The organism is Streptomyces sp. NPDC052910, assembly GCF_055585605.1.
Map to the genome: position 1 here is coordinate 129,889 of NZ_JBVJJR010000013.1, position 13,454 is coordinate 143,342.

The 13,454-nt window shown below is 67.7% G+C and carries 13 protein-coding genes and 1 pseudogene; 7 read left to right on the plus strand and 7 right to left on the minus strand.

Annotated elements, in window-relative coordinates; genetic code table 11:
- The first annotated feature begins 10 nt into the window (after positions 1 to 10).
- Together ACZ6X9_RS31450 and ACZ6X9_RS31455 are read left to right on the plus strand one after the other, a co-directional pair.
- Entirely contained in the window at positions 11 to 949 is a 939-nt protein-coding gene (locus ACZ6X9_RS31450; protein WP_469781419.1) for an alpha/beta fold hydrolase, read from the plus strand.
- Positions 939 to 1,826, plus strand: coding sequence for an alpha/beta fold hydrolase (locus ACZ6X9_RS31455; RefSeq protein ID WP_469781420.1), 888 nt, complete (start codon positions 939 to 941; stop codon positions 1,824 to 1,826). The genes ACZ6X9_RS31450 and ACZ6X9_RS31455 overlap by 11 nt, the downstream gene beginning before the upstream one ends.
- Positions 1,827 to 1,867: 41 nt before the next feature.
- On the opposite strand, the gene ACZ6X9_RS31460 is transcribed toward ACZ6X9_RS31455, so the two are convergent.
- Positions 1,868 to 2,947: a helix-turn-helix domain-containing protein gene (locus ACZ6X9_RS31460; RefSeq protein WP_469781421.1), complete on the minus strand. Its 1,080-nt coding sequence runs from the start codon at positions 2,945 to 2,947 to the stop codon at positions 1,868 to 1,870.
- 110 nt (positions 2,948 to 3,057) lie between these two features.
- Positions 3,058 to 3,945 carry an alpha/beta hydrolase gene (locus tag ACZ6X9_RS31465; RefSeq protein WP_469781422.1) on the minus strand — a complete coding sequence of 296 codons (888 nt, stop codon included), beginning with the start codon at positions 3,943 to 3,945 and terminating at the stop codon, positions 3,058 to 3,060.
- A 152-nt stretch (positions 3,946 to 4,097) separates the two neighbouring features.
- Here ACZ6X9_RS31465 and ACZ6X9_RS31470 point away from each other — a divergent pair, with 152 nt between their 5' ends.
- The 3 genes from ACZ6X9_RS31470 to ACZ6X9_RS31480 all read left to right on the plus strand — a co-directional run bounded on the left by ACZ6X9_RS31470 (position 4,098) and on the right by ACZ6X9_RS31480 (position 6,278).
- Complete coding sequence (locus tag ACZ6X9_RS31470) at positions 4,098 to 4,919, plus strand: TetR/AcrR family transcriptional regulator C-terminal domain-containing protein (protein WP_469781423.1); 822 nt, start codon at positions 4,098 to 4,100, stop codon at positions 4,917 to 4,919.
- A 283-nt stretch (positions 4,920 to 5,202) separates the two neighbouring features.
- Positions 5,203 to 5,502 carry a barstar family protein gene (locus ACZ6X9_RS31475; RefSeq protein ID WP_469781440.1) on the plus strand — a complete coding sequence of 100 codons (300 nt, stop codon included), beginning with the start codon at positions 5,203 to 5,205 and terminating at the stop codon, positions 5,500 to 5,502.
- A gap of 209 nt (positions 5,503 to 5,711) precedes the next feature.
- Positions 5,712 to 6,278, plus strand: coding sequence for a GNAT family N-acetyltransferase (locus tag ACZ6X9_RS31480; protein WP_469781424.1), 567 nt, complete (start codon positions 5,712 to 5,714; stop codon positions 6,276 to 6,278).
- A 568-nt stretch (positions 6,279 to 6,846) separates the two neighbouring features.
- On the opposite strand, the gene ACZ6X9_RS31485 is transcribed toward ACZ6X9_RS31480, so the two are convergent.
- The gene (locus ACZ6X9_RS31485; RefSeq protein ID WP_469781425.1) at positions 6,847 to 7,953 is read right to left on the minus strand and encodes a serine hydrolase domain-containing protein; all 1,107 of its coding nucleotides are present in this window, start codon (positions 7,951 to 7,953) and stop codon (positions 6,847 to 6,849) included.
- Between the two features lie 381 nt (positions 7,954 to 8,334).
- On the opposite strand from ACZ6X9_RS31485, the gene ACZ6X9_RS31490 reads away from it, so the two are divergent.
- Together ACZ6X9_RS31490 and ACZ6X9_RS31495 are read left to right on the plus strand one after the other, a co-directional pair.
- Complete coding sequence (locus ACZ6X9_RS31490) at positions 8,335 to 8,562, plus strand: ferrous iron transport protein A (protein WP_469781426.1); 228 nt, start codon at positions 8,335 to 8,337, stop codon at positions 8,560 to 8,562.
- A gap of 56 nt (positions 8,563 to 8,618) precedes the next feature.
- Complete coding sequence (locus tag ACZ6X9_RS31495; protein WP_469781427.1) at positions 8,619 to 8,951, plus strand: hypothetical protein; 333 nt, start codon at positions 8,619 to 8,621, stop codon at positions 8,949 to 8,951.
- Positions 8,952 to 9,415: 464 nt separating this feature from the next.
- Here the strand turns inward: ACZ6X9_RS31495 and ACZ6X9_RS31500 are convergent, their stop codons facing one another.
- The 4 genes and pseudogenes from ACZ6X9_RS31500 to ACZ6X9_RS31515 form a co-directional block, all read right to left on the minus strand.
- Complete coding sequence (locus tag ACZ6X9_RS31500; protein WP_469781441.1) at positions 9,416 to 9,748, minus strand: DUF6188 family protein; 333 nt, start codon at positions 9,746 to 9,748, stop codon at positions 9,416 to 9,418.
- Positions 9,749 to 10,184: 436 nt separating this feature from the next.
- On the minus strand, positions 10,185 to 10,661 hold the full coding sequence (locus tag ACZ6X9_RS31505; RefSeq protein WP_469781428.1) for a hypothetical protein: 477 nt from the start codon (positions 10,659 to 10,661) through the stop codon (positions 10,185 to 10,187).
- A 651-nt stretch (positions 10,662 to 11,312) separates the two neighbouring features.
- Positions 11,313 to 12,043: pseudogene (locus ACZ6X9_RS31510) on the minus strand (IS5 family transposase); the annotation flags it as partial.
- Positions 12,027 to 12,614, minus strand: coding sequence for a hypothetical protein (locus ACZ6X9_RS31515; protein ID WP_469781429.1), 588 nt, complete (start codon positions 12,612 to 12,614; stop codon positions 12,027 to 12,029). The gene ACZ6X9_RS31515 and the pseudogene ACZ6X9_RS31510, both read right to left, overlap by 17 nt.
- Positions 12,615 to 13,454: the final 840 nt, after the last annotated feature.

Below are 13,454 nucleotides of genomic sequence, written 5' to 3' on the forward strand. Positions count from 1 at the left end.
CAACCTGCCCATGGAAAACCTGCACACCCTGACCGTCGACGGACTGTCCTACGGCTACCGGCTTGTGCCTCCCACCACCGCACGGACCGAACCCCTGGTCGTGCTGGGCGGCGCCTTCCAGGGAATGCACGACTGGGCACAGCTCGAAGACACCCTTGCGGATGTGTCCGCCCTCGTCACCGCCGACCTGCCCGGCGCCGGCGACTCCGACCCGCCACGCCCCGAGCACACCGCCGAGATCCTGGACAACGCGCTTGACGCCCTCGTCGCCGACCTGCGGGTACCGCGCGTCAACCTCTTCGGCTACTCCTACGGCGCGGTCCTGGCCTTCCGCTACGCCCAGCGCCACCCCGGCCGCTGCGCCCGCCTTCTCCTCGGAGGCGTCCCCGTCCACCTCCACGACACCCCCCTCGCCCGCCACAGGGCAGTGAGCCGACTGCTGGCGACCGGCGACATCGGAGGCTTCGTAAAGCGGGTCACCGCGACCGTGTTCTGCCTGGACGACGAGCGATACGTGCACCGCCGTGACCTCGCCGTACGCTCCTTCCGGCGCTCCTTGCAGAAAGTCGCCCGACGACCACACGCCGAGCACCTGCTGCCCCGCGCGCTGGGCACCCGCATCGCCCTCACCGGCGGCCTGGCGGACGTGCCCACCTTGTGCTTCGCCGGCGAACACGACACGCTCACCCCGCCCGACCTGCAACGCGCCTTCGCCGCGACTATCGACGGCGGCGACTTCCTGACGATCCGCGACTGCGACCACATGCTGCCAATGGAACGCCCCGACGCCGTCGCGGACTTGGTCAAAGCCTTCATCACCGACACCCCACCACCTCCCCACGTGCTCGGCCCCGCCACCCGCTCCGGCGCCCCGAGCGCTCAGTCGTCGTGCCGTCGGACCGGCACACCCCCGGTCCGGAACAAGGAGGCCTCAGGCTGTGCCCCATGAGACCGTGCGCCGCCTCTCCCACAGAGGCAGAGACTACGGATGCCGCATCGTCGAGAACCCGTCTCCCCGCACCGAACCCATCGTCGTGGTCGCCGCCGCGTTCCAGACCATGTACAGCACCCGACGCATGGAAGGTCCGTGGACCGATGCGGCCACGGTCGTGACGGCCGACCTGCCCGGTTCCGGTACGGCCGGTGAACTGCCCGGGCACTACGGGTTCGACTTCCTCTCCGAAGTCCTCGACGACCTGCTCGACCACCTCGACCTGGGGCCGGTGAACCTCTTCGGCGCGTGCTACGGGGCCAACGTCGCCTACGGCCTGGCCCAGCAGCGCCCGGACCGCGTCAAGCGCCTGTTGCTGGCCGCCCCCAGCAGCACCCCGTACCCGGCTCACGGCCTGCGGGCCATGAGGGACAGCCTCGCGGCCGGCGACCTGAAAACCTGCGGGCGCCTCGCCGTCGAGACGTTCATGTCCGACCCCGGACACGCCGTCCGCGACCGGGAACTCGCCGTCCGGCACTTCTCCCAGGTCATGAGCGGCGTGAACCGCAGCGCGGTCCCCCACTACCTCGCCGCTCTGGAACGCATCCTGCGGTTCCCGGGACTGCCGCCCGGTGGAATCACCGGCGTGCCGGCACTGTCCTTCACCGGGGAACACGACACGTTCGTCCCGCCCGACACCAGCCGCGAGGCCGCCGCGACGATCCAGGGCGGCTCGTTCACGCTGATCCGCGCGGCCGACCACCTCGCCCACCTCGAACGCGGCGAGGACTACGCGAAGCTCGTCGCCGCCTACTTCACCGACCAGCCCCTCGACACCCTCGACTTCCTCACCCCACTGGAACGCCCCGACCGTCGCGTGAAGGCGGTCCTGTGACGTGCTCCGGCGTCAGCGTCGGCGCAGGGGATTGGTCCCCGCTACCGGGAGGGCTGGGGCGACCGGGGTGACCGGGGTGACCGGGGCGACCGGGGTGACAACCCGTCGTCGGCGGTCAGCGCGGTGACGAAGGCGGACCAGGCGGGGGCGGGGATGGCGAGGGTGGGGCCGGTGGGGGTTTTGCTGTCCCGGACGGGTACCGCACCGGGGTGGCGGTCGGCGACCTCCAAGCACATTTCGCCCTGGGCGCCGCTGTAGGAGCTCTTGCGCCACCCCGTGGCGGTGAGGTCGGATCGCGGGTCAGCCATGTATTGGTCCTCGATCACCTTGGAGATGAGGGCTCTTGAAGCCTCTTCCGAAAGCGCACCGTTGTAGACGTGATCGTACAGCGCCACATGCCATGCGACCTCCCACGGTTTTACAGAGAAGACACCTTGCTCGAAAGCGACGGTGTACAGCGTCGGTTTGCCGATCCTGGGGAACAGCAGAGTCGCCTGGCCGGTGTACGAGAAGACCTGACTGGTGAAGGGGATGACGCGGAGACTGACGTGTGGTTGCCCCGACATGTGCACCAGGTGGTTCAACTGGTCCCGCATGACCTCGGGGGATTCGACGAGCATATGGAGCGCCGCCTCCGAGACCACGGTGGAGAGCAACGGGGGGTTGGTGCCGTGGAGGACGTGGCACCTTCGCAGCCGGAACCGGACCTTGTCCTCCAAGTCGCCGCCGAATAGCGCCATGCCACGGGCCAGGATCGAACGGATGTAAGCCTCGGTCTGAAGCAGGGCCGGAATGCCGCCCGCGAGGTGGCGAATCTCGCGCGCCCCGGCCTCCACCCTTTCGAGCCTCGATGCCCAGCGGGCATAAGGGGTGTCATTGACGCTGTCCCACAAGTCGAACAGTTCCCCGCAAGCGTCCAGGACTTCGTCCAGTTCGCGGGCCACGTCCTCCGTGGGCAGCCGATCACCCGACTCGAACTTCGCAATCGCGCTATAGGAGAGAAAGACCCGCTCCGCGACCTCCGCCCGGGTCAAGCCACGCTCGACGCGCACCTCCTGCAACCGCGTCGCGTAGCGCGCGATGATGCCCTGAGACGGGTCGAGCCGTTCCGGATCGGACATGGTGGAACCCCCGGCAGGTGAGCTGTGGCGCGGCCGAGCATAGGGGCCGGGGTGAGACATCCGAGTCGAAAACGGCAGCTCGGAGGCGGTCGGTTGACGTCGGGAAGCCGTCAACTCGTTGGACGTGCGGCGTCGTCCAAGGGGGCGAGGGAAGCGGCGAGCCAGGGAAGCAGGACGGGGAGGGCGTGCGCGGGCTGCATGGCCTGGGTGTGGTCGAGGCCGTCGAGGAGGTGGACCGTCCAGCCGGCGGAGGCCAGTTCCGTACGGCCGGCCGCGACCGCGCCGCCGATGTCGACGGTGACGCCACCCCAGCCCTCCCCGTAGGGAATCGTATCGGCGGAGCCGGCGAAGCACAGGCGCGGACAGCGCAGCCGCGCCAGCGCGGCTCGTTCGTCGAAGTCCCGCAGCGCCTCGTACAGCGTCACGAACTGCCGTGTCTGCGCCTCGGTGGCGGACACTTCCACGGACGACCAGTCGTAGCCGTCCGGGCCCGTGGGCTCGCCGGTGGCCGTATCCGAGGCCGTGGTGGAAGCCGCCATCGCGTGCGCGGCCCTCGTGACGCGCAGCATCTCGGCGTACGGGCCGCCGAGGGGCGGGAAGCCGCCCATGGCGAGGGCCGTGAGCCGGTCGGTGCGCAGGGCGAGTTGCAGGCCGCTCAGCGCCAGCCAGGAGTACCCGTAATAGGCGAACCGATCGGCACCCGCCGCGTCGGCGACGGCCAAGAGATCGGCGGAGACGGTGTCCGGGGTCAGGGCGTCCGGCCTGGGGTGGGCCATGAGGTGGGCCTCGTAGGCGAACGCGACCGTGCGGTGACCGGCGTTCGTGAGACCTCGCACGAGGGACCGGCCAAGGGCGGGGTCGACGCCCCAACGCCGGAGCTCCTCGGCGCGGACCCCGTCCGCGGGCCGGGGATCGACGGGGAGCAGCACGGTGGCGGGGCCGGTGCCGTGGACCTCCACCGGGAGGGTGCTTCCGTCGTGCAGCCTTGCCTGGATCACGGCTGTTCTCCCTATGGCTCTGACTCTGACTCTGGCTTTGGGATTGGCTTCGGTGCTGGCTTCGGCTCGGGCTCGGGCCGGTGACGCGAACTCCGTAGGGCGTAAAGTGTCCGGCGGAGAGGACAATAACGTAGGGCGTAAGGAGATCAAGGGTGGGAATCATCGCCGGGCAGGGGGACCCGACCGCGTCCATGACGCTGCTGTGGGGTCCGCCGGGCGAGCCGGCCACGCGCAAAGGGCCCGGACCCAAGCCGGGGTTGAGCGTCGACGCCGTGGTGGGAGCGGCGATCGCGGTGGCCGACGAGGCGGCCTCGGTGGAGGGGCTGTCGATGCGCACGGTGGCCGAACGGCTCGGGTGCTCGTCGATGGCGCTCTACACCTATGTGCCCGGCAAGGCGGAACTCCTGGACCTTGTGTACGACCGGGTGCACGCGGAACTGCCCACCGATCGTGCGGTGCCGGGAGGCTGGCGGGCCGCCGTGACGGCGTGGGCGTCGGACCTCAGGGCGTTCTACCTGCGGCACCCATGGGTACTCCAGATCTCGTTCGCGCGGCCGGTGCTCGGACCGAACGAACAGGCCGTGCTGGAGTCGCTGCTCCGCGCCCTTGCCGGGACCGGCCTGCCGGCCGGAACCCTGCGAGCCGTGGTGAACTCACTGTTCCACTTCGTCCAGGGCTCGGCCCGTACGACAGCCGAGATCCGCCGGGCGGCCACCGTGACAGGCGTCGCGGACCAGGACTGGTGGAAGTCCCGGGCAGCACTCCTCGACAACCTCGCCCCCGACTTCGCCGACCGCTTCCCACTGTCCACGCGACTCGCCTCCTCGCCGAGCCCATCCCCTGAGGGCGAGGACCCGACCGGGAGCGGCGATCCGGCGGACGCCTGGGAACGCGAGGTCGAGAACGTCTTCACGGACGGGCTGGCCGTTCTGCTGGACGGAATCGAAGCGGCGACTTCCCGTTCGGGCCGATGAGCCGGGTGGGGAAGAGCGCACGGGGTCACGGGCCCCTCTCGGAGAACTGTGCGCGCTGGCCTCATGCCGGGTGACGTCCGCCGCACTCGCGCACCCGCGGAGCCGCGCCAGGGACGCCGCCGACTGGTCCACGGAGACACAACCAATTCCGCCCTCATCGTCACGCCGGGGACCGCGGTGGTGAACAACCGGAGTGCCGGAGCACGGTGAGGTCGACACCCCACCAGGAGCGCGAATCACGTCTGCCGGTGACGATTCCCCGGCTGATTATCCTGCTGTGGTGATGAAGGACAACCACGAGTTGATCGTGGACTTGCGGGGACGAGAGATCGAGACACTCAAGGATTTCTGGGACGCGGTCGCGGGCCCCTGCGGGTTGCCGGAGTGGTTCGGCAGGAACCTGGATGCCTGGTCGGACACCATCCACGCCCGCGGCATATCGGATGTGATCGACAGCTACGACGTCCTGGTCGTGCGTGTCGATCGGCGCGGGCTCTTCGAGGGCGGCCGGCGAGAGGGCGAGGCCCTGGCCGGCATCTTCGACGGGCAGCAGAACCGACTCGTCGTCCACTCGCCGAACTGACCGCCAGGGCTGTGGATCAGCGCCCGACCCGGACGAGGATGTCAGCGAGGCGGAGGGAGCTTGTCCTGGCCCGGTGGCGCGCTTGTGGCATCGGCAGACCGTGACATCACGGACGCGGCGGGTTCGGGTGGCGGGTGATGTCGGGGGCTCGGTGCCCGACCGCTTCGAAATCGCTGGATACCTTCGGTCCAATCGGCGAGCATCCGTGGATGACAGAAGAAACCGATCACCGAAGCCCGCTCATGCGGAGTCCGAAACACGTCCGGTTCGTCGAGTTGGCCGGTGGGGCGATGTCCGCCTTGCTGGACGGAGACTTGCCCAGAGCCGGCAGAATCGCCGGAGTCCCTCTGTCCGAGTACTTCGTGACCGACAGCGCACGGTGGCTGTGGCAGTTCCGGCTCGACCAGATGGCCGCCGATCCCCACCGCGCACGGTGGATGACGCGGCAAGCGGTCGTCGGCGACCAGGATCTCGTCGTCGGACATGCCGGCTTCCACGGACCGCCCGATGACGTCGGCATGGTCGAAATCGGTTACTCCATCGCTCCCGAATTCCGCCGCCAGGGATACGCGCGGTCCACGCTGATCGAGTTGCTGCGCCGGGCAGTGGCCGCAACCGAAGTGACAACGGTGCGAGCGACGATTAGCCCCGACAACGTGGCATCTCTGGCGACGATTTCGGGCTTCGGCTTCGTCGAGGTCGGAGAACAGTGGGATGAAGAGGACGGACTCGAACTCGTCTTTGAGGTATCCACTTGTCGGCTACCACCTGCTTGACGGGAAGGTTCGCGGCAGAACGCCGAGCTGTGACCGCGACGCCCAGCCTGGCGGCCGGCCCACGGCAGCCGACGCGCGTCAGCCCGAGCGGCTTCTTTTTTCGCGGCGGATGCGGACGTGATTCGGGTGTTGCGCTGTGGAGACGTTGGGTGGCGGGTGGCGGGTGGCGGGTGGCGGGTGGCGGGTGGCGGGTGGTGAGTGGCGGGCAGGACGGCTGCCGCCCGGAGCGTTGCCGAGCGGAGGGTGGAACTGGTGGCGGGTCGGCTCGCCGTACCCTGACGCGCCGCCAGGTGAGCGCGTTGCCGGTGGCGCTGGGTCCGGCTGTCGTGTCTGACGGAGCTTTGGGTCACGCTCACTGACGCACGCACAACCGCAGATCGCCGGTCTCCGCACTTCCGGCCGGGCACCAGATCCGGAAGCTGTGGTGCTTCCTTGAGCAGTCTCGATACGTGCCCTGCTGACATGACCCATCGCCTGTTGTCCTTGCTGATCGCTGATCGCTGATCCACGGTCGTCGGCCGGACAAGTACCGGGCGGGCTGGGGGGAGAGGGAGGCGGAGTCCGGCTCTCAGTCGCTGAGCCCGGCGTTCACGAGCGCCTTGATGTACGGGAGGTCGTTGCCGTTGCCCTTCGGGTTCAGGGAGTACACCACACGGTGTCGGAGGTCGCGTGTGGCGAAGAACCCGTTGTCCCAGCCGGGGCGGGAACCGGTCTTGCCCCACGCGTACTCGCCGCTCGGAAGCTGGTAGCGCAGGAGCCCGCCGACGCTGTAGCAGGCCACCTGGCCCGCGCAGTTGCCGTTGCCGGGAGCGCTCTTCACGTCCGGTATCTCGAATACCAGCTTCTGCTGGGCAGGCGGGAGGAGGCTGCCGCGAAACAGCGCTGTGAAGAAGCGGTCCAGATCGGCGGCGGTGGAGATCATGCCTCCCTCGGTCCACGGATAGGGGCTTTGCTCGGTCACGTCGTGCCCGTCGACGTACACCTGGGCGTGGGGTGAGGGAATCGTCGGGTCGCCGGCGGCGGGCAGGCTGGTGTGCCTGAGACGCAGCGGCCGGATGATTCTGCGCTGCAGTTCCGTGGAGAAGGAGTGGCCGGTGGCCTTCTCGACGATCAGGCCGAGGAGGAGGGAATTGAGTCCGTTGTACTGCTGCTCGGAGCCGGGCGTGGGCGGTGTGGCGGCGGCTGCGGCGAACGAGTCGCGCAGGAAGTCCTCGGGCGCCACGGATTTGAGCTGCCATCCGTCTCCGTCGGCCGGGCCCGGCGTGGGAGCAGGTCTGGGCAGACCGCTCGTGTGGTCGAGGAGCCGGCGCACGGTGACGCGATCGTATGCCTCAGGCAACACTTGAGGGACGTACCTCCGCGCCGGGGTGTCCAGACCGATCCGGTGTTCGGCGACGAGTTGCAGTACCACCGTGTTGGTGAACGCCTTGGTGACACTGCCGATGCGGATATGAGCGTCAGTGGTGACCGGGCCGGCGGCGGCGCCCAAGCCGTCCCGTCTGACCAGCGCGCCCGCCACGACATCGTCGGGCAGGTGGGCGAGGACGTCCTGGACGGTGGGGCTCGGGGACGCCGGAGCGCTTGAAGCGGACGCGGCAGCGGCCACGGGCAGGACCGCGCCGGCGGTGAGGGCGGTGGCCAGGGCGAGGGTGGTGACGGCACGGCGGATCCGCATCGAGGTCTCTCCTTCACAGCGTTGACGACACTTTGCGACGACGCCAACTCTGCTGTACGCGGCCGCTGTCGCCATCAGGGATCACCCTGATCGCAACCCTGGGCTGACCCTGAGTGCGCCCCCAGATCCCTACAGGTACAGAGGCGCGCAGTGGCCACGACCACCACGCCTGCTGCCGCCTCGGCACGGTGGGGAACTCGACAACAATGCCGATAATGGCTGGCAGTGGTGAGTCCGTAGTGAAAGGTCAGTGAGACTGTGACTGTTTCCTCTTCCGGCTCGTCGCGTTCGCTTGGCCGACCGGCTGCCGAACATGCCAGAGGGCTGCCCCTTCCGCGGCCGTGGCCGCCGGAAGCTCTCGACGTAGGCACCCGGGTCACCGTGAAGCGTGATCCGGAGTGGGATGGCCCCTGGCAGAACGACTTCACCGGCACGGTCGACGGAACGGGCGCCCCGGAGCCCGTAAAGCACGCTCAAGCGCACGCCGGCGAGTTGGCCTACTGGGTCGATTTCGACGCGCCACAGTACGACTGCAACGGGGATGGGCCTTACTACAAGGCGCAGATCTGGGGCCGTTACCTGCGGGCCCACACTGTTTCCGCTCCCTGAACTGTGTCGGACAACTTTCTCCGCGATACTTCGTGCCCGAGAGTGAAGGAGGGCGCATGGGGATTGAGCTGGAACTGCACTCCGGACGGCCCACGCGGAAGGGGTCGTCCCGGGACACCTTGCTGAGGGGCTCTTACCGGCACGGTGAAGCGTTGTCGCGGGCGCTGAGCACCCTTGGCCGGCATGGCACTGGCAAGCTCGGCTGGGTGGATCCCTACGGTGACACGTTGTTCAACGAACAGGAAGCCCAAGTCGCCCGCCGGGAAGTCGCCGCCCTGGCGCAGAGGTGTGCTGACGACCAGCAGAAAGCGGCTCTGGTCGACCTGGCCGAGTTCCTTGACGCGTGTGCGGAGACACCGGGCAGCTACTTGTGGTTCATGGGGGACTGAAGCCTGCCTCATAATTCCGGATCCCGGATAGGCTGAGGCAGCGTAGAGCTGGTCGTGCCGGTCGTGACCGCTTGAGATCGTGAATCGTAGAGGTGTTCACCGGGCTCAGGCCGTGCTGGGTCCAGCGTCCGGTGCGGGCTGGCCAACGGGAGGGCGGCATGGCCCTGGCCCTGGACTGGCCGGTCCGGCACAGGGCGCTGACGCTGGAGAACCGGGTACCGCAACGACTCCACCGCCTTCGCCGAGTCCGGCATCAGGGACTCCTGCGGCAAAGGGCGGCGCAACGCCTCCCACTGGCACGTCCGGGCCCGGGTCGAGTACGCCTTCGCCCGCACGGAGAGCTGGAAGATCCTCCACGATTGCCGCTGCAAGGAGCGACGGTATCTGCCAGACCACCATCGGCGTCGCCCACATACAACGATGGTCCGCAGGGCGAACCTGCGGGCCATCGAAAAACCCTGAGGTCAGAGACTCTCGGCACGTGAGACTCTCATAGTGCCGACGCCCTCCCGGCATGACCACTCGAATACGCCATCTTGCTGAATGCGAGCTGTCGCCTCGGATCCGGCGCTTCGGACATTCAGGTGATGGCCAGTGCTGAACACCACCCGTAGCGAGCCGGACTTGAATGCGACCGCTGACAAAACAGTGAAGCCGATCAATGCGGCCGCTTCATCACTGGGGAGCGCCACTGCACCTGGGGCGGTGGCCGGCCCATCGGTCAGAAGCGACGGCCCGGAAATCGCCAAAACCGCCCCGTTGGCGAGGGTAACTGTGAGGTCCCGACCATCCGACATGTGAGTGGCTGCTACTACTGGGACGCCTCTCAATCCGATGAGCCAGCGGTCGTCAAGTTCTTCAATCACCGTTCCTCCGGAAGACGGTCGAAATCGGTTCCAATGCTCTCTCCTGAAGTCGGGGCCGTCCAGGACATTTTGCCGCGGGGCTCTCACGGCATGGTGAGGCGTTGTCGAGGCTGCTGAGCGCCCTTGGCCGACATGGCTCGGGCAAGCTCGGCTGGGCAAACCCCTACGGCGACGCGTTGGCAGCTACTTGTGGTTCATGGGGGACTGGCCAGGCCTTGTCATTGCTCTTCCTGGGCACCGCCGACGGGTGGCCGCCGGCTTTCGGCTCAGACCGGTGCAGGCCCGCAAACTTATTGAAGGATGCTTCAGCAGCCCAAGTAGGTCCGGGCCACATCCACCGGCTGCGGAGGAATCGTCTTCCCGAGTGTCAGTCCCATGAGTTGAAGAGCACTCCGCCCACTGTGGTGACACCGTAGTAGCGAGCCTCGCGCCACTCGCTCGGGGAGAGGAACGAGGTGTCGATGTCCGAGAGCGGCCGAGTGAGCTGTGCGCGATCAAGCACTGTAAATCCCAGGGTGGCAAAGGTATGGGCCCAAGATGGCCGGGCGAGGAACTCCTCTGTGTACCAGTCTCGGCGTTCCTGAGCGAATGCGATCCAGGGGTGGTAGGCGTGGCACAGGATGACGTACTCGTTTGTGCCCTTGACGACCGTCGCGGTGTGGAACGTACGAGAGTAGGCCCGTTCCTCCATCTCGCTCACCCGCCCCTTGGCCGCCCGGGCGGCTGCGTACAGTGCCGCGCGGAACGCTCGCGGGTCGGTTTCCGGCAGCGGTCCGCCCTTGGGCCGGTAGAAACCCGTGGCGCCTCGCGGCAGTGTGAACACTGCGTTCTTGTCCATGGCCATGTGGATCATTCTGCCGAAGGAAATGGAGCGACGCTTCACCCGTGCTCAGCGCTGCTGCTTCCGGCGTTTTGCCGAGGCCTCGTCCCCCTTTTGCGGTGGGACGGGCGGGCGGCTGGCCGGTCGCAGTACGAACGCCGCAGGAGGCCGTGGGTGTTTGGGCGCTGACGGCAGTCGTCCGACCATGACGAGGGGAACACCGCTTGGCGCCGGTCTCGGCCGGTCCCGCGACGGCCTAGGGGCGTGGCACACCTGCGGGCAACCCTGGAGAGGGACACGGAGGACGCCCTCTTGTTGTTTTCTCGGCTCAGCGGAATGGCCGCTGTAATGCGGCGTACAGCGTCTGGCGGCCACGCCGGGCCGTCTTCCCGCGTGCGGCTGAGGCGAGGTGAAGGTGGTGGCTCGGCGAGCGTGGAAGGGGTTCGGCTGAAGATGGAGGGTCGGGAGTCCTCGGTCAGGGCGCGCCTGGGCGGGTCTGGCGTGTTCGACTTCGACTGGGCCAACGGGCCGAGTGGCCGGGCTGATGACGTACGAGTGTGATGACTAGGTCGAGGTCGTTTTGTTCGGATCGTCTGAGCGTTGCTTCGTCCATGTCGTGCCTGCCTTCGCGGTGGTGTGCGGGCTGAGTCGTGCCTGCTTGATGAGTCCGCGTACTCAGACCGTGTCCTTTGTGATGAGGCGGAGGAGTCGCTTGTAGCAGCGGGGCGCGGCGGCGAGGCCAAGAGAACCAGGTAGATGCGGGGATCGCGCTCGTAGCGGGGCGATAGGCGTCGGGAGCCGGTCAGCCACGACCTCGTCCGCTCGATCACCCAACGGCGCCGCCCCAGTCGTTCGCTGGATTCGATGTCCTTGCGGGCGGTGCGGATGCCGATGTGCTTTCCCCACAGCCATCTGTGCAGGTGAGATACGTCGTAGGCCGTGCCTGCGTAGGGGCGTTGGGGTGTGGGATGGCGGCCTCGGTGGGGGTCGTGTCTCGTTTGGTGACCGGCGGCCATGGGCTTCAGCCCTTCGCTGACGTGGGTACTGGCGGCGGAAATGCCGACGACGAGGGGCAGCCCGTTCCGGTCCGACAGGATGTGCATCTAGGAACCCGGCTTTGCCCGGTCCACGGGCGACGGGCCTGTGCGTTCGCCCCTTTTTTCACCCTGATGGGGGCGGAGTCGAGGACGACGTGGGTCCCGTCGATCAGGCCCGGCGTCGTCGAGCCGGTGCAGGACCGCCTCGTGCAGCCGGCCCCGGACGCCGGCACGCGACCAGATCAGGAACTGGCGATGGGCGGTCGACTTCGATATGCCGAAACATGGCTGCTGAGTTCGCCAGGCACACCCGCTGACCAGCGCGTAGCTGATCGCGGCAAAGACCGTCCCATCAGGCGATGGGCTTGTTCGCCAGCGAGCGCTCCCGCTGCCAGCACTCCACGCGCTCCAGGAGCATACGCCCCACCGAATGTGCTCCACATGTGTATGCGAGCCAGTACAACTGCTCGCACCCGACCACCGGCTCACCCCGGGTGTCCACCCAAAGGCTGACTGTCCCGCCGTCCGCCGACTCGGTCACGTCCCACCACAGCCAGCTTCTGTTTTCCGGGTCGAAGGTGAACAGCCACTCCTGCAACCCCCACCGCTCCTCTTCCCGTTCGGACACGTACACGGAGGCGCCAACCTCAGCGACCGCGTCGTCCGGACCGTGCTCCCGGCCGGCTCCGCGGCCGTGCTCACCGGACACTTCAGCGAACCAGCCCGGCACCGTCTCCGTCGGCAGTTCGTCCGCCTCCTCGAAGCCCGGATCCTCGGCGATGTTCAGCGCCGCCCGGAGAACCGACCTCAGACGGCAGGCGTAGTCCTCGGGAGTGCCGTCGACAGTCACCTCGAAGCGGCCGAGGAGCCGTCCGGAGTCTTCCTCCGATGGCCTCTCGTGAACTCTCCGCAGTTCAATCTCCCTGTCCCGCCTGGTCACGAACCGTCTCCCTTGAGCACTTTCCCGCAGCCTGGGGCTATCGCCTTCTTAAACCCTTCGAGCATATTCGGGGGGCATGCCGTACAGACCGGGAGATATCTTGGGGGCGGCTCTCTCCGGACGCGTCCGCCGGTAGATCCTCCATTCCTTCGCGCTGAGGTGCTTGAGGTCCTTGGGCTGACGCTGCGGAACTGCAGAGTCCCGGATCTTCTGAACGTACGATTCCCGGGAGATCGAACGCAATCACCTCGCCCGTGCCGCCGCGGAACGTGAGCGAGTGCGATATGTCGCCACTCAGGTTGACGTAAAGCTGTCCGTCCCCTTTGAGGCTGACGTTTCCGCTTGAGTCGACCGAGAGTCTTTGACTGTCCGGATGTTCCCTCTGTGCACGGTATCCAGGAGTGCAGGGCGTGAGACCGAGGGGGTCCACCCAAGCGAAGGGATTGTCTACGTACGCCTTGCGGTGCTTGGACACGCAGCGGCCGAGCGGGCCGTACGCCTACCGCCACTGCGCGCCGTCCGGCGGGACCACCCACGTCAGACGGTCCTCCGCGTCCCAGCAGTACGTCCACGTGCGGGACTGGCCGCTGAGGAGCTTGCGGGTCTTGCGTACCAGCCGGCCTTGAGCGTCGTGCTCGTACGTCGTGCGGCCGGCCCGACGGCCGCGCCGACCTCGAAGTTCCGCTTGCCCGGCGCGCCATGGGCGGGGCGGAGGCATGAGCGAGGTTGCCCGCCGTGTCATAGGCCTAGGCCGTCTCTTTCGGATCACTTTCACTGGCGTGCGATAGGTTGCCCGCCATGACTGGACTCGGATCCGTTGCCTGGCCACCTGCCCCGATA